A 19,042-nucleotide genomic window follows, 5' to 3' on the forward strand; every position below is an offset into this window, starting at 1 on the left:
GGGAGGAAACCATGAAGAAAAACGGCATCTTCTGGGGCTTTGTCGTCGGCTTTATGGGCTGGCTGACAGCATTGGGCTGGGCACAAACAACCGGTACGATCAGTGGCGTCATCAGGGACCCCAGCAATGCCAGGGTGGCCGGGGCGAACGTCACCGTGACGCTTCAGGGAACACAAATCACGCGCGTCACGACTTCAAGTGAGGATGGAACATTCGAGCTGCCGTCACTCCCGATTGGAACCTACCGGCTGGTGGTCACTGCCGAAGGGTTCAAGCAGTACGAGCAGACGAATCTGGAAGTCAGCCTGGGGCGTGTCAACAGTGTCACGGTCAAGCTGGAGATTGGGGAAACCAGTGAAGTTGTCCAGGTCAGGGCCAGTGGGACACCCTTGATTGAAACCGAAAGCACGCAGCTTGGCGCTTCGGTCAATAGCCGCGCTGTCGTCAACCTGCCGCTGAATACCCGCGATACCTATCAATTTCTACAGCTTCAGCCAGGGGTTCAGTCACAGCTTGGATCAGACCTTTTTACCGGGAGTGACCAGCCTGGTGTTGTGTCCGTCAATGGTGGACGTGGAAGGTCAAACAATTTCAGTGTCAATGGTGGTGAAGCCAATGATCTCTATGTCAATCTGCCGGCTATTCAGCCTTCACCAGACGCCATTGAGGAATTTCGTGTCCTGACAAACAATTTCGATGCCGAGTACGGCCGCAACTCCGGTTCGGTTATCAACGTTGTCACGAAGTCCGGGAGTGATCAATTCCGTGGCAATGTCTTTGAGTTTTTCCGAAACCGTGCGCTCAATGCGCGCAACTTTTTCAATCTGGAAAAGCCCGCCTATAACCAGCATATTTTTGGCGGCACGTTCGGCGGGCCCATCCAGCGTGGCAGGACGTACTTTTTCACTTCCTACGAGGGGCGACGCATCCGCCAGGGCATCCCGTCGGATGTGGTGCCCGTGCCGACGGCGGCCGAACGGTTGGGGGACTTCAGCGCCGGGCCGATCTTTACCGGCTTTATTGCTGATGCGACCGTCGCTGCCGTGCTCAATGCGCGTCCCGGCTGCGCCGCCGCTGTGGCTGCGGCCGGAGGCGCGCCCATCACGGCCGGCGCGGCCTATGCCGATATTTTTCCCGGTAACCGTATTCCCAGCGCATGTTTTGACCGGACGGCCAATGATTTGCTCCAGCAGTTCGTGCCGCTCCCAAACCTGGGTGATGGCTTTTTTCAGGCCAATCCGGTGGCCCGCCGCCGTGGAGACCAGGGGCTTTTGCGCCTCGACCACCGTCTGACCGACCGGCAGCAACTGAGCGCCTTTGTGTTTTACTCGGACAGCTTTGCACTGGAGCCCTTTGCGCGGGTGGCTGACTCCGGCGCCAACCTGCCCGGCTTTGGCAACATCAACAACGCCCGGATTGCCCAGATCAATCTCTCCCATACGTGGACGGGTACGAACACCATCAATGAGGCGCGGGCGGTGTACTTCCGTCAGAACCTGTTTCGGCTCAACAGTCCCGAACGTTCCAACCTTGTGAATGCTTCGTGCCGTGATGTGCCCCCGGAACTGTGCTTCTCCGACCCGAACAACCCCCGGCTGGGGATTATCGTCGGCGTCGGGACGCCGCATGAGGGCGTGCCGTGGATTGGTCTCGAAGGCGGTTTCTCGATTGGCAACAACTACCAGGGGGAAATCCCGCAGGTTGTCAATACCTACCAGCTCACCAACAACCTGACCCGTATCTGGGGCAGCCACACGGCCAAGTTCGGGGTGGACGTGCGGCAGCAGCGTTACCTGATGACCAACTTCGGCGCGCTCAACGGTCAGTTCAGCTTTTTTGGAGGCGGGCCGAACAACATCGGGTACACGAATCTGGTGCCCAACTACCTGCTGGGCCTGGTGGATTCGTACTACCAGACCGGTGCGCAGACTTCGCACTTCTACAGCAACGCGGTCTATCTCTTTGCCCAGGACAGTTGGAAGATCACGCCAAACGTCACGCTCAACTACGGCCTGCGCTGGGAACTGAACACCCCGGCGGCGGACCGCTTCCGCCGGGTGCAGTCCTTTCGGGCCGGTCTGGCCAGTACGCAGTTTCCCTGCCGGCTTGATCCCGACAATCCGCTCGTCGGTGTCTTCGGGTCACAGGACTGTAGCCCGACGGGGCCGGCCCGCGCCGTCTTTCCCCTGGGTTTGGGCATTCCGGGGGATGAGGGCGTACCGGATGGGCTGTTCCGAACCTACTACCGGGCGTTTGCGCCACGCCTTGGTCTGGCCTGGAGTCCGCCCTGGCAGAGCGGCTGGCTGGCGAAGCTGACCGGCGGTCCCGGCAACAGCAGTGTACGGGCCGGCTGGGGGATGTTTTACAACGGGCCCATCGAGGGGCTTATCCTGGCCCAGCTCGTGCCCCAGCCACCCTTTGGCATCAGCTCAAACATCACCAACACCTTCTTCAACACGCCCTTTCTGCGCCAGGATGGAACGATTGTGCCGAACCCCTCCAATGGGATTCTCAATCCACGGCGGGGCGATCCGGTGGACTACTCCGTGTTCCGTCCCATCCTGTTGTATGGACAGTTGCCGGCGGAACTTCGTCCGCAGTACTCCGTGCAGTACAGCCTGACGCTCCAGCGCAAGCTCCGGGATGACCTGTTGGTGCAGGTTGGCTATGTGGGCACCCAGGGCCACCGGCTGTTGCTGACGCGGGACATCAACTTTGGCAATCCCCAGACCTGTCTCGACCTGAACCGGATTCTGGGTCCCGGCACGTGCGGACCGTTCGGAGCTGACAACGAATACTTCGTGCCGGCTGGGGCCATTCCGGCGGGTGTGACCCTGCATCTGCCCTACGGCCCACAGCGTACCGTGACCGGGCCGAACAATCCGGCCATCCGGCTGGTAGGGTTGCGGCCATTTTCCTCGCCTTTCTGCAATCCCCTGACCGGTGAGGGTTGCCCGCCCGATGGTGTGCCGGTCTTTGCCAGCCTGTTTGAGCGGCAGACGGCCGGCAACTCGAACTACCATTCGCTACAGGTGCTGGTGGACAAACGCTTCGAGGAAAAAGGCATTCAGATTCAGGCGGCCTACACGTGGAGCAAGTCCATTGACAATGCTTCGAGCTTCGAGAACATCGTCAACCCCATCAATCCGCGGCTGAGTCGTTCACTGTCCCTGTTTGACGCCCGTCATCGCCTGGTGGTGACGTTCGATTACCAGTTGCCCAAGGTGACTGGCCGGCGCTGGCTCGGCGGTATCCTCAACAACTGGGCCGTAAGCGGCATTGCCGTCTATCAGACGGGTTTTCCGATTCGCATCACCTCGTCGGATGACCTGGAGCTGATGAACAGCTTTGACTTCGAGCTGCCGGGACAGCCGGACCTGGTGGGGCGGTTTCGGACCTTCGACCCCCGGCGCAACAACCTCTACTTTTTTGATCCAGCCGCTTTCGCGCCCCAGGAACTGGGGACGATTGGGAATGCGCCACGAACCATCTGTTGTGGTCCGAGCATCCACAACTACGATGTCACCCTGCGCAAGAACATCCCTATCAATGAACGGCTGCGCGTCGAGTTTCGCGGTGAGTTCTACAACGTCTTCAACCAGACCCAGTTTCTGAATCCGCGTGGCAACATCACGGAAGGGGAAAATTTCGGGCGGGTGACGCGCGCCCGTGATCCCCGGCAGATTCAGTTTGCCCTCAAGCTGTTCTTCTGACAGGCAGGAACCGGGCCGCACCTCTGGCGTTTCGTCACGGGGGCGGCCCGTTGCCACCGGGACGGTTGGCAGGTGTGGGAAAGTGGAACCAGAAGCCGGGCCAGTGCCGACACCTGCGGCCGGGACGCCGGTGGTAGCGATACGTCATCCGGCTGGAGTATCTTTACTGTATTTGCCTGGCGCATCCGGCAGCAGTACGTTGCCGGCGGTCGCCCGGCCTTACTTTCTTCAAAGGGCAATCACGCAGAAAACGATTCATGTTCACCCCGAAGCCGTTTCTCACCGTTTTCCTGGTTCTGAGCTTAGCCTTCAGCCTGTCAGGTCTGGCACCGGCCCAGGAAGCGCCGGCCACGGCCCCCCGCCGGCTCGACAAAGGGACGTTCATGGAAATGGAGTCGGTGACAAATCCGGCCATTTCCCCGGACGGGCGGCAGATTGTGTTTACCCGTACTTTTGTGGACAAGATGACCGACCGCTACCGTTCCACTCTGTGGATTGTGGAGCGCGATGGCTCGCGCGTCCGCGAGTTGACCGGACAGACCTACAGCGCCCGTCAGCCGGTGTGGGCGCCAGACAGCAAGCGGTTGGCCTTTGTGGCGGAACGGGACGGGAGTGCACAGATTCACGTCCTGACGCCCGAAACCGGCGATCTCGTGCAACTGACCCGCGTCGAGCAGGAGCCATCCGATCTGCGGTGGTCGCCGGATGGAAAGCAACTGTTGTTCTCGATGCTCGTGCCCGATCCTGATTCCCCCCTGCCCATCAAGCTGCCGGAAGCGCCGAAGGGCGCACAGTGGGCCAAGCCCGCCTTGGTCATTGACCGCATGGTGTGGGCCGTGGACGGGCAGGGACAGATTCCCCGTGCCAAACGGCAGGTGTTTGTGCTGGATGCGCGGCTGGGGGGGACGCCACAGCGCATCACGGACGGGAAGTACAGCTACGATGACCCGGAGTGGTCGCCCGATGGCCGGCAGGTGTATGTGTCCGCTATCCGGCGGGATGACTGGGAGTTTGCCCGGGGTGACAGCGAAATCTATGTCATCAACCTGGCCACCCGGGAACTTCGGGCGCTGACTGACCGGCGTGGACGCGACGCCCAGCCGAAGGTTTCCCCGGATGGCAAACGCATTGCCTACGTGGGGTATGACCACCAGAAGCTGACCTACCACATTTCAAACCTCTATCTGATGAACGCCGATGGCAGGGAGTCCAAACTGTGGGTTGGCGACCTGCCCAGCTCCCCGACGCAGGTCACGTGGGCGCGGGATGGCAGCGGGGTGTATTTCCTCGTGGAGGAGCGCGGCACGGCACAGCTTTACTTTGCTCCGGTGAACGGAAAAGCCCGCCGGATCACCGAGGGGACGCACGTCCTGAGCAGTTTTTCGCTGGCAGATAACGGGCAGGTGGCGGCCATCCGGTCAAGCTTCAAGGAGCCAGGAAGCCTGGTGACGTTCCCGGTCGCCAGGCCCGGCGAGCTGCAGGTGCTGGTGGATGTCAATGCGGACGTGCTCGCCGGCCTGGTGCTGGGCGAGGCCGAGGAACTGCGCTTCAGGTCATCCGACGGGCTGGAGATTCAGGGCTGGCTCATCAAACCGGCGGACTTCGATCCGGCGAAGAAATATCCCATGGTGCTGTGGATTCACGGCGGGCCGTGGTCCATGTACTCGGTGGCCTTCAACTGGGCGTTTCAGAACTTTGCCGCCGAAGGCTATGCCGTGCTCTACACCAACCCGCGTGGCTCGACCGGCTATGGGCAGGCGTTTGTCAACGGCATTCAGTATGCCTATCCGGGGAAGGACTACGACGATCTCATGGCCGGGGTGGATGCGGCTTTGGCCAAGGGCTTCATTGACGAGCGCAACCTGTTTGTCTGCGGCGGCTCCGGGGGTGGGGTGCTGACGGCATGGATTGTTGGGCATACGGACCGGTTTGCGGCCGCTGCTTCCATGCGTCCGGTGGTCAACTGGCATTCCTTTGTGGGAACGACCGATGGCCCGGTGACGTGGTACGACCAGTTTGAGAAGTACCCGTGGGAAGACCCGCAGGCGTTTGCCGTCCGGTCGCCGCTGAGCTACGTCGCCAGAGTGACGACGCCCACAATGCTGCTGACCGGCGAAGCCGATTTGCGGACGCCCATCGGGCAGACCGAGGAATACTACCGGGCGCTGAAAATGCTGGGGAAACCGACGCTGCTGGTGCGGGTTCCTGACGAATTCCACGGCTTTCGGCGGCCGTCACATCAACTGGCCCAGCAGCTTTACCTGCAGGCGTGGTTTGGGAAATACCGGCGCTGAGTGATGAACCATGCAGAACGACACTGTGACCATTATCGGCGGCGGCCTGGCCGGATGTGAAGCCGCCTGGCAGTGTGCCGAGCAGGGCGTCCCGGTGCGGCTTTATGAAATGCGGCCGGTCAGGCAGACGCCGGCGCACACGACGGACCGCCTGGCGGAGATTGTCTGCAGCAACTCGTTCAAGTCGGATGAAGTCAACACCGCGCCGCACCTGCTCAAGGAAGAACTGCGGCGGGCGCGTTCTTTGCTCATCGCCATTGCCGAGGCGACGCGCGTGCCGGCTGGGGCGGCGCTGGCCATTGACCGGGAACGGTTTGCGGCTGAGGTCACGGCGCGGATTGCCGCACATCCCCGGATTACGGTCATCCGGGAGGAAGTCACGCGGGTTCCGCCGGAAGGTGTGGTCATCATTGCCACGGGGCCGCTGACCTCAGACGCCCTGGCGGCTGAGATTCAAACTCTGGCCGGGGCGGAACGGTTGTACTTCTACGACGCCATTGCGCCGGTGGTGGATGCCGAAACCATCAACTACGAAGTGGTGTTTCGTGCGGCCCGCTACGGGAAAGGCGGGGATGACTACCTGAACTGTCCGCTGAACAAGGAGCAGTACGAGGCTTTCGTGGATGCCCTGCTGGCAGCCGAGTGCGTTGCACCCAAGGCATTTGAGGCCGACAAGGCGCAGTATTTTGAGGCCTGCCTGCCGATTGACGTGGCCGTACGTCGGGGGCGGGACACCCTGCGGTTCGGGCCGATGAAGCCGGTGGGCCTGCGCGATCCGCGTACCGGCAGGGAGCCGTACGCCGTGGTGCAACTGCGCCAGGAAAACCTCATGGCCGACAGTTACAGTCTGGTGGGCTTTCAGAACTCGGTGAAGTGGGGGGCGCAAAAGGCCCTGCTGCGGATGATTCCGGGGCTGGAACAGGCGGAGTTTCTGAAATTTGGCCAGGTTCACCGCAACACTTACGTGAACGGCCCGAAACTGCTGACGCCGACACTTCAGGTCAAACACGAGCCACGGCTGTTTTTTGCCGGGCAGATTTCGGGCGTCGAAGGGTACGTGGAATCGCTGGCGACGGGGCTGGTGGCGGGTCGGTGGGCGGCGGCGCTGGTGCAGGGCAAGCCGCTGCTGCCTGTTCCACGGGCATCGGCCATCGGGAGTCTGCTCAACTACGTGGCCCACTGCGAAAACAACGATTACCAACCGGTCAACATCACCTTTGCCCTGCTGCCGCCGCTGGCGGAGGACGAAGCCAGGGTGTATCGGCGGCGGCCGGAGCGGCGGGCGCGGCAGATTGCGTTGGCGCTGGAGGCCTTTGAGGGGTGGCTCAGGGCGATGGATGCCGGACGGCCGTCCTCCCTGGCCGGTGAAGCAGCATGAAGAGAACGTGGCAGGCGTGGTGGTGGAGCGCGGTCTGGCTGTTGGTGGTCAGTAGTCTGTCAGTTGCCGCCCAGGTGGTGCCCGTGCCGGCCGATACCCTGCCGGGACGCACCGGTGAGACGGCGGCCGATGTCGTCATCCGGGCGGACTATGTGACGGTGCTGACCTCGGTCAACAGCACGACCGGTCTGCCGGTGCAGAATCTGAGCGATACCGACTTCGAGATTTATGAGGATGGCAAGTTGCAGATCATCAGCCGGGTGGGACGGCAGGAGGAGCAGCCGCTGCGCCTGGCACTGTTGCTCGACATCAGCGCCAGCGTCCGCAACCGGTTGAAGTTTGAGCAGGAGGCGGCGCTGGATTTTTTCCGGCGCGTGCTGCGCCCCCAGGACCGGGCGGCGTTTTATGCCTTCAATCACGATGTCTATCTGCGTCAGGACATGACCTCCAGCCTGAGTGCGCTGGAAACGGCCGTGCGGGGGTTGGAGGCGCGGGGGGCAACGGCGCTGTACGATGCGATTTTCATTGCAGCGCGCCGCCTGGAGCGTGAACCCGGACGGCGGGTGATCGTCGTGGTCTCTGACGGACAGAACACGGTCAGCCGGGTGACGCGCGAGCGGGCGCTGGAGGAAGTCAACCGGACGGACGCCATCATCTTCGGCATCTGTCCCATCATTCGGACGGAATATGACGACTTTCTTCCGCCGCCGGACAATGACTTCGACCTTCTGTGCCGGCAGACGGGCGGGCGGGTCTTTATGGTGACGAGTCTCTCTGAGTTGACGACGGGCTTTGCCCAGCTTGAAGCCGAGCTGCGGGCGCAGTATGTGCTGAGCTATTACTCCTCAAATGACGCGCGGGATGGCAGGTTTCGCCGCATCGAGGTGCGCGTTAAGCGGCCGGGTGTCACGGTACGCGCGCGGAGCGGCTACTATGCGCCAACCCAGTAGAGGACGGCTCCAGGTGTGACGGTTCGGGTTGTGACGGCGTGGTGTGCCGGAACGACTGTGAAATTCCCTCACCAAGCCCGGCCAAAATTGACTTGGCTGTGGTTCTTTGCATACGATGCGTTCGCTTTTTCACTGCATTTTGAAAACTTGGGGCAGAGGCCATAATGGCAGGCGATTGCGACTGGCAGGTTGCCTCTTGTTCGGGTTTGAGGAATTCCTTGTTGAGCCGGAGGTGGGGTGATGAAACGCGACAATTCGTATTTGCAAGAGGCAACGAATCGTCTGAGCCATATTCTGCGCGAAGTGGTGTGGGAGTCACCCCGGGTTCGGTCGGAGTTGCATAACCTGCGGGCTGAAGGTCATGAGGTGACGATGATTGTCGAAGTGTCACTGGCCTTTCGTACGCGGCAGGACGGCTCACGGGCCCTGGCGGCGACAGCAAACCAGACGGCGAACCAATCCGAACGATGAACATTCGCCCGTGGCACAAGCTGCCCCCGGAACCGCTGGCGGATGCCAAAGTATTTACGCTTTACCGCGAGCGGGCCTGTCCGCCGGAAGCGGACGGCAATGAGGCGGCGGCGCGGGATTTCTATGTCATTCACACTCCGGACTGGGTCAATGTGATTCCCGTGACGCCGGACGGTGAAGTGGTGCTGGTGGAGCAGTACCGCCACGGAATTCATCAGGTGACACTTGAAATTCCGGGTGGGATGGTGGATGCCACCGATGAGACGCCTGCGGCAGCGGCAGCCCGTGAACTCGAAGAAGAAACCGGCTATGTGGCGGAGACCATCGAGCTACTGGGCTACTGCCATCCCAACCCAGCCATTCAGAACAACCGATGCTACAGCTTTGTGGCGCGCGGGGCGCGCAAGCTCAAGCCGACACGCTTTGACGGCAATGAGTCGCTGGCGGTGCGGCTCGTGCCGCTGGAGACCATCCCGACGCTCATCACGACTGGGCAGATTACGCACGCTCTGGTCATTGTGGCTTTTCACCGGCTGAGCCTGGTGAATCCAATCCTTCCCAACGTTTCAGGATGACTTCATGCCCGGCAGGTTGTCCGTTGTCATTCCGGTCTATAACGAGCGCCGTACCCTGCGTGAGCTGATTGCCCGGGTGCAGGCTGTCCGGTTGCCGCTCGAAAAAGAAATCATCTGTGTGGATGACTGTTCGACCGATGGCACGACTGACATTCTGCGGGAGTTGGCCGCAACGCAGCCGAATCTCCGGGCATTGTTTCAGCCGGTCAACCGTGGCAAGGGCGCAGCGCTCCGCGAAGGCTTCCGGCAGGCGACCGGGGATTACGTGATTGTCCAGGATGCTGACCTGGAATACGACCCGGAAGACTACCCGCAGATGCTGGCACCGCTGCTGGAGGGCAAGGCGGATGTCGTGTTTGGCTCGCGGTTTATGGGCGGGCGTCCGCACCGGGTGCTGTATTTCTGGCATTCGGTTGGCAATCGCCTGTTGACGTTGCTCTCAAACATGGTTTCGGACCTGAACCTGACGGACATGGAAACCTGCTACAAGGCCTTTCGGCGGGAGGTCATTCAGTCCATTGTGCTGGAGCAGGATCGGTTTGGGTTTGAGCCGGAGATTACCATCAAGGTCGCGCGGCGGCGGCTGCGGGTGTATGAGGTTGGGATCAGCTACTATGGGCGCACCTATGAAGAGGGCAAGAAGATTGGCTGGAAGGATGGGATTCAGGCGCTCTGGTGTATTGCCAAGTATGGGCTGACCGTTCCGCGGGTGCCGTTGCCGCTGCCGCCGGCGGAAGCCGCAGCCTACGGTTCACATCCTGCTCCGCAGACGGATGAAACCACCACCCTCCGGTGATGCGCCACCGGCACGCGCCCGGCTGGAGGGCCCCCGGTTGTGGGCGTCCTTTGGTTATGCCTGGGCGGGACTGGCGCGTACGTGGCAGTCGCAGCCCAATTTTCGCGTTGAGTGCACGATTGGCGGGCTGGCGTTGGCGTTGGCCTGGTGGTTGGAGGCCGGGCTGGTGCCGGTGTTGGTGATGTCGGCGCTGGTGTTGTCGCTGGAGGTGGTCAACAGCGCGATTGAAGCCGTGGTGGACCTGGCTTGCCCGGAGTTTCATCCGTTGGCGAAGGTGGCGAAGGACGCGGCGGCCGGGGCGACGCTGCTGGCGGCGGTGTTTTCGGTGCTGGTGGGGCTGGTAGTGCTGGGGGTGCCGTTGTGGGGGAAGGTGCGTGCGGCGTGGGATTTTCTGACATCCGTCTGATAACGCAATAAGCATCTGGCTGGTGTGCACTTTTTGATCGTCAAACTGAGCAGCATTGGGGATGTCGTGCATGCCATGCCGGCGGTGGCGGCCCTGCGCCGGGCGTTTCCCACGGCCCGGCTGACGTGGGTTGTCGAGCGCGTGGCCGCGCCGTTGCTGCTGGGCGCGCCCGGTTTGGATGAGGTCATCGTTCTGGACACCCGCGGCTGGCGGCGGCAGTGGTACCGGCGGGAAGTGTTCCGTCAGGCGGCTGACTGTCTGGCCCGGCTTCGCCGGCATCCGGTGGATGTGGCGCTGGATTTCCAGGGGCTGATGAAATCGGCTGCCGTGGCGTGGTATTCCCGGGCCCGGCGGCGGATTGGCTTTGCAACGGACGCCCTGCGTGAACCGCCGGGCCGGTTGGCTTACACGGAACAGGTCACAGTTTCACCTTCTGAGCATGTGATTCGGGCGAATCTGCGTCTGGTGGAGGCGTTGGGCGTTGCGCCGCCGGAAACCTACGAGTTCTGGCTGCCGCCGCTGGAGGACGAAGCTGCCTATGTGGCCGGACAGTTGTCCCGGCAGGGCATCACCGGACGCTTTGCGCTGCTCAATCCGGGTGGCGGGTGGGTGACAAAGCGGTGGCCGGCGGCCAACTTTGGGCATCTGGCGGAGTTGCTTTGGAGGCAGCATGGACTGGCCAGCGTTGTGACGTACGGGCCGGGTGAAGCGTCACTGGTTGAGCAGGTTCAGGCCGTGGTGCGGGAGGCGCCGGTGGTGTCCTTTCCGACGAACCTGCGGGAGTATCTGGCGCTGGCCCAGCGGGCGACGGTGTTCGTTGGGGGGGACACGGGGCCGCTGCATTTGGCAGCCGCCGTTGGGACGCCGATTGTCGGTCTGTATGGGCCAACGTCCGCTGAACGGAACGGCCCGTTTGCGGCGGCCGACAAGGTGGTTGGTCTCGATGTGGCATGTCGTACGGACTGCTATCGCCGTACCTGTCAGCAGCATATCTGCATGGACATTGCGATTTCCCTGGTGGCACAGGCCGTTGGAGACCGCCTCCGCGCCCTGTCCTGATAGGGGCAAGTCCGGTGGGAGATTTTTGTTTTTGGGTGACTGGCCTGTGTTACGATGCGTGCCAAAGGCAGGCTGTTTGGTGCGGATACAGAAACGTCAGGAAATGACGTTCGGGAAGGGGTGACATGGCTGAAGCAGACAACATCTTTCTCAGGATTGCCCGTGGTGAAGCTCCGGCTGACATTGTTTATGATGACGAGCAATGTGTGGCTTTCCGGGATATTCATCCGCAGGCACCGACCCACATTCTCATCATTCCACGGACGCCGATGGAGTCTCTCAACGAGGCTTCCCAGAGTGATGAAGCTGTTTTGGGGCATTTGTTGCGGATGGCGGCCAAAATCGCCAACAAGGTCGGTATTGCTGAAACCGGCTACCGGATAGTCATCAATACAGGGCCCGATGCCGGGCAATCGGTGTTTCAGCTTCACGTACATCTCCTGGGGGGGCGTCCGCTGGCCTGGCCGCCCGGCTGAAGTGACAACGTGGGGTTTGTCGTAGGTTTTTTGTTTGTTGGCAAACCATGAAAACCTGTCCTCGATGTGGGCGAGTGTGGACAGACACGATGCGTTTCTGTCCCCTGGATGGCACGGAACTCCCGCAGGCGCGCACAACCTCATCCACCACGATTGCCCGCCGGATTACCCGTGAGGAACCACGGGTCGAGTTGCCGTCGGCCGGGCAGGACCCGCTGATTGGTCAGGTGCTGGAAGGGAAGTACCACATCCAATCCAGGATTGGTCAGGGGGCGACCGGGGCGATTTACCGTGCCGAGCGCATCAACATTGGTGATGCCGTGGCCGTCAAGGTGCTCAAGCCGGAGTTGGCGGAGGACTATGCGGCTTCGGAGCGCTTTCGCCGTGAGGCGCTGGCGTTGGGGCGCATCCGGCATCCGAATGTCATTGCCATTTATGACTACTTCGAGCAGCCACGCCAGGGGGATCGCCCGGCGTCCATCTTTCTGGTCATGGAGTTGCTGTCGGGCAAGACCCTGCGCGACATTCTTCGTCAGGAGCATGTGCTGGACATTCGCCGGACCGTACGCCTGATGGTGCAGATTTGCGCGGCGCTGCACGTGGCCCATGAGCGGAATGTGATCCACCGCGACCTGAAACCGGAAAACATCATGGTCGAGCAGTATGATCGCCAGCAGGAAATGGCCAAGGTCATTGATTTCGGACTGGCGCGGCTGCGGATGACCGGCAAGCTCATCAAGACTCTGACGGAGCAGGGGCGGGTGGCTGGGACGCCGTACTACATGGCGCCGGAGCAGTGGATGGACCGTCCACTTGATGCCCGGACGGATGTGTATGCGCTGGGCATCATCTGCTACGAAATGCTTACCGGGCGGGTGCCGTTCCATGCGGATACGGTCATGCAACTGGCCAACAAACATGTCAAAATGCCGCCCCGGCCGCCGATTGAGCTGCGGCGGGAACTGCCCCTTGGAATTTCGCAGGCGATTCTGCGGGCGCTGGCCAAGCAGCCGCAGGACCGTCCGTCCACGACCTTGGAGTTGGCTGATGCCCTGCAACGGGGGCTGCTTGGTGCTGCGTGAGTTTGGTACTGGGGGAATTTTCCGTGGGCCCGTGGGCAACACTCCCGTGGGCAGCAACCTAAAAAGCGTTTCGGTTTTCCCAACCGGGCATGATAGTCTCCGGCTGAATTTTTGCTGAGGCCTGAAGGCATCAGATAAATCTGGTGAGGTCGGTGTCCAATGTGGGTATCGTCCACGACTTCCTGAAGGAGTGACGCATGACGAGAAGATGGGGATTACTGTGCATGCTAGCTGCCGCGGCCGTGGTTTTTGGCCCAGCTTGTGCCACCAAAAAGTATGTTCGCACGACAATCGATGAGCGGGTTGCCCCGCTTGAAGGGCGTACGGAGGAGTTGGAGCAGTCCGTGGCGCGCAACACTTCGGCGATTCGGGACCTGGACACCCGCCTGTCGGCGCGGATTGATACGGTCAGCGCCCGGGCCGAGGAAGCCAACACCCGTGCGCAGGCGGCCGAACGCAAGGCTGAGGAAGCACAACTGGGTGTCGAGCGTACAAACGCGCGCTTGACGGAAACAGCGCGTGCTGTTGACGACTTCATTGAAGTGCGAACGGTGTCGGTGTACTTCCAGACCAATCGGTATGATCTCAGCCCGGAGGCCAAGGCGGAACTGGATGCGCTGGCTGAGATCGCCAAGTCGCGCCGGGGCATTCGGATTGAGCTTTCCGGCTTTGCTGACCGGCGTGGCAGCGAGGCAAAGAATCTGACCTTGACGGAAAACCGGGCCAAGGCTGTCAAGCTGTACCTGTACAACGTGCACAAGATTGAGCCGTGGCGGATTGAGTACATCGGGGCGGGCAAGATCAACGACAACGCCCGGACGCCGGAGGAACTTCAGCGCAACCGCCGGGTGGATGTGCGCCTGTTGGCGAACCGGGTGGTGACGGAGGCGGAAGGAGGCAACCCCGGGCCATAGTTGAGGAGCGCCCTTGGTTACAGCGATTGGCATTCGCCGCCGGCTTGGGGTGCCAGAGATGGACAGTTTCTGGTTGATTGGCACTGGGAGGGCAACCTGACCACTTTGGCCGGGTTGCCCTCTTGGCTTTTGGGGCGTGTGGTGCTTGGTGTTGCAGGTAACAGGGCTTCGGGGGTGGTGCAGGTGTTTGATGGTGGATACTGGCGACGTGATTCTGATAACAAAACAGCAGTGGATGAAACCTGTTGTCCACTGGTTTTAGCGGTTTGGAAAAAAGCAGGTTGAAAAAATGGAAAAAATTTTGACGCTGGGTGGCAACGTTTCAGGAACGTTACCGATAACTGAAGGTGAGACAAGTTTTTGATGCCAACCTTTGTTTCGGAGGCACTATTTGAAAGCCATGCGAGTCGCAGCCAAGTCAACCCCGTCGGTCAACCTGGCATCCACCGCGTCCATTCCCCACAAACTGGATTTGCGTTCAGCCGTTGCTCGGCCGTCGCCATCCACACCGGTCAGCTTTGGCAAACTCAACGATCTGCAAACCCTTGGGCAGAACCTCAAGGCGCGTCTGACGCAGGCCCTGGGGCGACAGGTCACGGGTCAGCCGTCAACGGCAGTGGCCACGAGTGGCTTTTCACGGGAAGCGACCGTGACCCGCGTCAACGGCCAGGTGGTCATTGATACCGGAGACGGCGACGACCAGATTCGGGTGACACAGGATGCACGCACGGGCGATGTGACTGTGTCGGTCAACGGCGAGTCGCGGACGTTCACCGGGAGTGATCGCAACAACCTCGTGATTCGGGCCGGGGCCGGCAATGATGTGATTCAGGTTGACCCGGGCGTGACGGTCAACCTGCGGCTCTTCGGCGGCGATGGCGATGATGTCATCACCGGCGGCAGCGGCCACGACCGGATTGATGGCGGTGCGGGCAACGACCGCATCAACGGGGGCGCGGGCAACGACTACATCTATGGTGGCGACGGCAACGACACGCTCCAGGGTGGTGACGGCAACGACACGGTTTATGGCGGCCGGGGCAATGACCTCATCTATGGCAATGCCGGGAATGACTACCTGGAAGGCGGCGAAGGCAACGACACCATGTACGGCGGCGACGGCAACGATGTCGTTTCCGGCGGGCTGGGCGATGACCGGCTGTTTGGCGGCGCCGGGGACGATGCCATCTATGCCGGGCAGGGGAAAGATGACATCAGCGGCGGCAGCGGCAGTAACAAGCTGTATGTGCAGGCGGATGACACGGTGCGGACGGCTCCGCGCGGCAGCCGCAACCAGGTGGTGACGGTGGAGCTGACGGGTAATCCGGGCAGCTTGGGAGTGATTGTGCGTGGTTCGGATGAGTTCCGGCAGCGTGTGATGGACGATCTGGAAATGCTCCGCTCATCACCTGTGGGACGGCAGATGCTGGCCAGCTTTGATGCGGCGCGGCAGCGGGACCGCGTCACCGTGACGATTGAGGAAATCACCGAGGACAACGGCTTTGCTTCGCGCTCACGCGGCTCCAATCCCTTTCTCGATCCGGCTACCGGACGCCGTGGCACGCCGACCAATGCGACCATTGGTTACAACCCGACCTTTGCGCCGACTTTTGAGTTTGCCGATGGCACGGCTGCCTATACGCCGCCGTCTGTGGTGCTGTATCACGAAATGGCGCATGCCTATGACTACACACACGGAACCCTGCGCCCCGGCACGTACCAGGGCTTGGATACGGCCGACCGTGGGCGCGTGCCGAACCTGGAGCGGGTGGCCGTCGGTGTGCCGCTCGACCATGACAACGATCCCCGGACGCCTGAACAGCTTGACAACGCCAACCATCCCTACGCACTGACGGAGAACGGCATCCGGGAGGAAATGAACCTCCAGTTGCGGCGGAGTTACATGCTGGCCCGGCTTTCCGGTTTCTGAGCCGCTTTACGCTCCGGCGATACAACCGCTACTCTGGAAGACTCCCACCGCAGGTTTCGGTCCGGGAGTCTTTCGCTTTTGGGGACTGACGTTGAGGGCGACCTTATGTGGGGACGACTGATCGGGGGGCTGGTGGTGGTGTTGTGGCTGGGTTGTTGGGGGAAAACGCCGCTGCCTTCCCAAACTCCACGCCATAACGAAAAGAGGGCTGTCCGGGAAACCACTGCCATGGAATCGTTGTTTGTCGTGCATGTCGAGCAGGATGGGCTGCGTTGTGATCTGCGGGGGGATGTGTTGAAGGCAGGGGTTCACGACGGCATCACCTATCCGTGTGATCATCTGGTTGTGACCTACACGCTGGAAAATCGGGCTGCGGTTCCCTGCTATGTATTCAACCGGGGACACTCAAATGCACGTTCAACGCTGGGCTACGTTGAACAGCGCCCCGATGGAGTGGTGGAGCTGAGCCAGAAAGCCTGTCTGCCGCCGCCGGACTGTCCGCCGACCTATGCGCCGGTGTTGCCGCGCGTTTCGGTGCTCAAGCCGGGTGAACGGCAGACCGAAAGCGTTTATTTCGAGCTGCCGCTCAAGGCGCACACACCGTTTGATTTCTGCTTTTCGGAATCAGAAATGGCGCCGCTCACCGGGTCACAGATGGAGTTCCGGCTGGGCTACCTCCGGGCGGACGAAGCCGGTGGAGAGGAGGGCGTGCCGATGCCGGCACAGGTACGGGAAAACGACACGCTGCCGGCGGCGTTGTCCCGGAGGCAGCGTTTTTTGTCGAGCGGGGTACAGGCGCTTCCGCCTGGGGCGGTGCGCCCGGTTGCGCCCTGGTCTTAGCCCTGCAGGAAAAAACCGCTTTGGCCGGTTGTCAGCAGCGCAGGTTGCGCCTGGCGCAGGGCTTCACCGCGTGGCGCGCCGCGCTGGAGACAGGCATAAAAGTCCTGCATCAGCGTCGAGAGATTTCTTTGGGAAATGGCGTCAGACGCCGGCCGGTTGCGCCGGGCGCGGTTCGCCGACCAGTCGCCCGGTGGACTGGGGCGTGCCGGGCTGCGGTTGGGGGGAAACGGCCGGCAGCAGAATGGTGAAGCAGGTGCCGACGCCAACCTGGCTGGTGCAGCGCAGGCTGCCGTGGTGGGCCTCGACAATCCGGCGGCAGATTTCCAGCCCCAGACCCGTGCCGTGTTCGCCTTTGGTGGTGAAGAACGGCTCCCAGATACGCGGCAGGAGGTCAGGTGGGATGCCATGCCCGTTGTCAGTGACGTGAATGGTCGCCATGCCCTGTTCCAGCCCAAGGGTGATGTCTATGGCGCCGCTGCCGGGCGGCGTGGCATCCACGGCGTTACGGATGAGGTTGATGAGGACCTGCTCGATCTTGGCCTCGTTGACGACGGCGTGTGGGTCGGCCTGCACCTGGAACGTGGCGGTGCGCTGTTTGAGTTCGGTATCCACGCAGATGAGCGACAAAAGCCGTTCGAGCATGGGGCGGAGGGCGCGGTGCTCGAAGGCATACTGGGCCGGGGCATTGCGGGCAAAGAGCCGGATTTCCTCGACCAACTCCAGGGCCCGGCGCTGCCCGTGCAGGGCAAGGTCAGTCAGCCGCAGCACGTCCGGGTCATGGGGGTACTTCAGTCGGATGAGTTCGACGCCGCTGATGAGGGCGAGCCGGTTGCGCAGTTCGTGGGAAATCGAGGCGCACATCTTGTCCATCGTCGCCAGCCGGTCAGCCTGCACGAGCAGGTCCTGGGTGGCGCGGAGTTCGCAGATGAGATGGAGGTTGTCCAGCATCAACCCGGCCGTACGGGCCGTGGCCATGACGAATTCCAGGTCTTCACTTTCAAAGGCGCCCGGATGGTGTTCGTTGGAAAAGTAGCCTACCCCCCAGAAGTGCTTTCCCGAAGCAATGGGGACGGCGAGAATGGCGCGGGTGCTTGTCAGGGCCAGGCTCTGGGTGGTGGCAAAGCGCTCGTCGGACCGCACATCGCTGCTCAGGCAGCCGACCCGGTCGCGCTGTACCCGGGCCAGGATACTCCGGCTCGGACGCCCCTGCCCGTGTGTTCCGGCGACTTCGAGTTGCTGGGTCCGGCGGTTGCCAACCAGAACGATGCCGTAATCGAGCGGCAGAGCGGCAAAGAGCGCTGTCAGCCAGGCTTCGGCCAGCGCCGGCACACTGGACTGGGCCATGAGCTGATGGGTGATGTCACAGAGGCTGGTCAGCCGCCGCAGCATCCTGGCATTGAGGTTGGCGGCGGTCGCCATGAGTTCCGGGTTGAGAAAGCGCGTCTGGCGCTCGTCCAGCACCAGCGTCGTATCCGGGGCGGTTTCTTCGGTCAGGGCCTCATCGGTGCCGAAAACCGTCTTGGGCTGACAGGCACTGACGAATCTGAGCCGCGCGGCCGCCGGGCGGGAGACGACGATGGTGTCGCCACTGTTGAGAGTAACTTCGCGGATGGATTGCCCGTTGACGAACGTGCCGCCAATGCTGTTGAGGTCGCGTATCTGGTAACTGCCGTCGGGCTGGTGGATGATCTCGGCATGGTAGCGGGAAACGCTCGCGCTTTTGAGCATGAGGCTGCAATCGGCATTGCGCCCGATGGTGAACCTGCCTTCGCCCAGCACAAGACGCTGCACCTGTCCCTGCTCCGGGTAGGACAGCAGCAAAGGGGTCAGCGCGGGTTGGGTCAGGTAGAGCAGGCGGATGCCGCCGACTTTGCCCAGCGTGATCTCGTCCCCGTCGGCCAGGGTGGCTTCGGACACCGGCTCGCCGTTGACCAGCGTGCCGCCACTGCTGTGGAGGTCGCGGAGCAGAATGTCGCCGGTATCCGGGCGGATGATTTCCGCGTGGTGGCGGGAGACGGCCGCATGCCGCAGCGGCAGGTGATGGCTGCTGTGCCGCCCTATGGTGAAGGGAAAGCGGGTGACTTCAACGGGATATGGCGGCAGGTCAGTGTTGAGAACCCAGAGCAGAGGGACAGGGGTGGGAGCGGCCATGCGCGTT

At 61.9% G+C, this 19,042-nt stretch carries 15 protein-coding genes; 14 read left to right on the top strand and 1 reads right to left on the bottom strand.

The features are described from left to right. Nucleotides 1-11 precede the first annotated feature (11 nt). The 14 genes from CABTHER_RS05925 to CABTHER_RS05990 all read left to right on the top strand — a co-directional run bounded on the left by CABTHER_RS05925 (nt 12) and on the right by CABTHER_RS05990 (nt 16,884). On the top strand, nt 12-3,713 hold the full coding sequence (locus CABTHER_RS05925) for a TonB-dependent receptor (RefSeq protein ID WP_148263962.1): 3,702 nt from the start codon (nt 12-14) through the stop codon (nt 3,711-3,713). 257 nt (nt 3,714-3,970) lie between these two features. Further along, nucleotides 3,971-6,007: a S9 family peptidase gene (locus CABTHER_RS05930; RefSeq protein WP_014099698.1), complete on the top strand. Its 2,037-nt coding sequence runs from the start codon at nt 3,971-3,973 to the stop codon at nt 6,005-6,007. Nucleotides 6,008-6,017: 10 nt separating this feature from the next. After that, the gene (trmFO, locus tag CABTHER_RS05935; protein ID WP_014099699.1) at nt 6,018-7,385 is read left to right on the top strand and encodes a methylenetetrahydrofolate--tRNA-(uracil(54)-C(5))-methyltransferase (FADH(2)-oxidizing) TrmFO; all 1,368 of its coding nucleotides are present in this window, start codon (nt 6,018-6,020) and stop codon (nt 7,383-7,385) included. Then, a complete protein-coding gene (locus tag CABTHER_RS05940) occupies nt 7,382-8,335 on the top strand; it encodes a VWA domain-containing protein (protein ID WP_014099700.1) in 954 nt (317 codons plus the stop codon). The genes trmFO and CABTHER_RS05940 overlap by 4 nt, the downstream gene beginning before the upstream one ends. A gap of 240 nt (nt 8,336-8,575) precedes the next feature. Next, on the top strand, nt 8,576-8,806 hold the full coding sequence (locus CABTHER_RS05945) for a hypothetical protein (RefSeq protein WP_014099701.1): 231 nt from the start codon (nt 8,576-8,578) through the stop codon (nt 8,804-8,806). After that, nucleotides 8,803-9,381 (top strand): NUDIX hydrolase, encoded by a 579-nt coding sequence (locus CABTHER_RS05950; protein WP_014099702.1) that lies wholly within the window; start codon nt 8,803-8,805, stop codon nt 9,379-9,381. Before CABTHER_RS05945 ends, CABTHER_RS05950 begins: the two co-directional genes overlap by 4 nt. Nucleotides 9,382-9,385: 4 nt before the next feature. Further along, nucleotides 9,386-10,177 (top strand): glycosyltransferase family 2 protein, encoded by a 792-nt coding sequence (locus CABTHER_RS05955; RefSeq protein WP_014099703.1) that lies wholly within the window; start codon nt 9,386-9,388, stop codon nt 10,175-10,177. After that, complete coding sequence (locus tag CABTHER_RS05960) at nt 10,155-10,583, top strand: diacylglycerol kinase (RefSeq protein ID WP_014099704.1); 429 nt, start codon at nt 10,155-10,157, stop codon at nt 10,581-10,583. Before CABTHER_RS05955 ends, CABTHER_RS05960 begins: the two co-directional genes overlap by 23 nt. A gap of 33 nt (nt 10,584-10,616) precedes the next feature. After that, nucleotides 10,617-11,642 carry a lipopolysaccharide heptosyltransferase I gene (gene waaC, locus CABTHER_RS05965; RefSeq protein ID WP_187288342.1) on the top strand — a complete coding sequence of 342 codons (1,026 nt, stop codon included), beginning with the start codon at nt 10,617-10,619 and terminating at the stop codon, nt 11,640-11,642. A gap of 125 nt (nt 11,643-11,767) precedes the next feature. After that, on the top strand, nt 11,768-12,118 hold the full coding sequence (locus CABTHER_RS05970; RefSeq protein WP_014099706.1) for a histidine triad nucleotide-binding protein: 351 nt from the start codon (nt 11,768-11,770) through the stop codon (nt 12,116-12,118). Nucleotides 12,119-12,207: 89 nt separating this feature from the next. Further along, complete coding sequence (locus CABTHER_RS05975; RefSeq protein WP_014099707.1) at nt 12,208-13,200, top strand: serine/threonine-protein kinase; 993 nt, start codon at nt 12,208-12,210, stop codon at nt 13,198-13,200. Nucleotides 13,201-13,397: 197 nt separating this feature from the next. Continuing rightward, nucleotides 13,398-14,114 carry an OmpA family protein gene (locus CABTHER_RS05980; RefSeq protein WP_081464733.1) on the top strand — a complete coding sequence of 239 codons (717 nt, stop codon included), beginning with the start codon at nt 13,398-13,400 and terminating at the stop codon, nt 14,112-14,114. A 400-nt stretch (nt 14,115-14,514) separates the two neighbouring features. Then, nucleotides 14,515-16,044, top strand: coding sequence for a M91 family zinc metallopeptidase (locus tag CABTHER_RS05985; protein ID WP_014099709.1), 1,530 nt, complete (start codon nt 14,515-14,517; stop codon nt 16,042-16,044). Between the two features lie 228 nt (nt 16,045-16,272). After that, nucleotides 16,273-16,884: a hypothetical protein gene (locus CABTHER_RS05990; RefSeq protein WP_014099710.1), complete on the top strand. Its 612-nt coding sequence runs from the start codon at nt 16,273-16,275 to the stop codon at nt 16,882-16,884. Nucleotides 16,885-17,025: 141 nt separating this feature from the next. Here CABTHER_RS05990 and CABTHER_RS05995 read toward each other — a convergent pair whose 3' ends face one another. After that, complete coding sequence (locus tag CABTHER_RS05995; protein ID WP_014099712.1) at nt 17,026-19,035, bottom strand: FHA domain-containing protein; 2,010 nt, start codon at nt 19,033-19,035, stop codon at nt 17,026-17,028. Nucleotides 19,036-19,042: the final 7 nt, after the last annotated feature.

The sequence above is a fragment of the Chloracidobacterium thermophilum B genome, from assembly GCF_000226295.1.
GTDB lineage: Bacteria > Acidobacteriota > Blastocatellia > Chloracidobacteriales > Chloracidobacteriaceae > Chloracidobacterium > Chloracidobacterium thermophilum.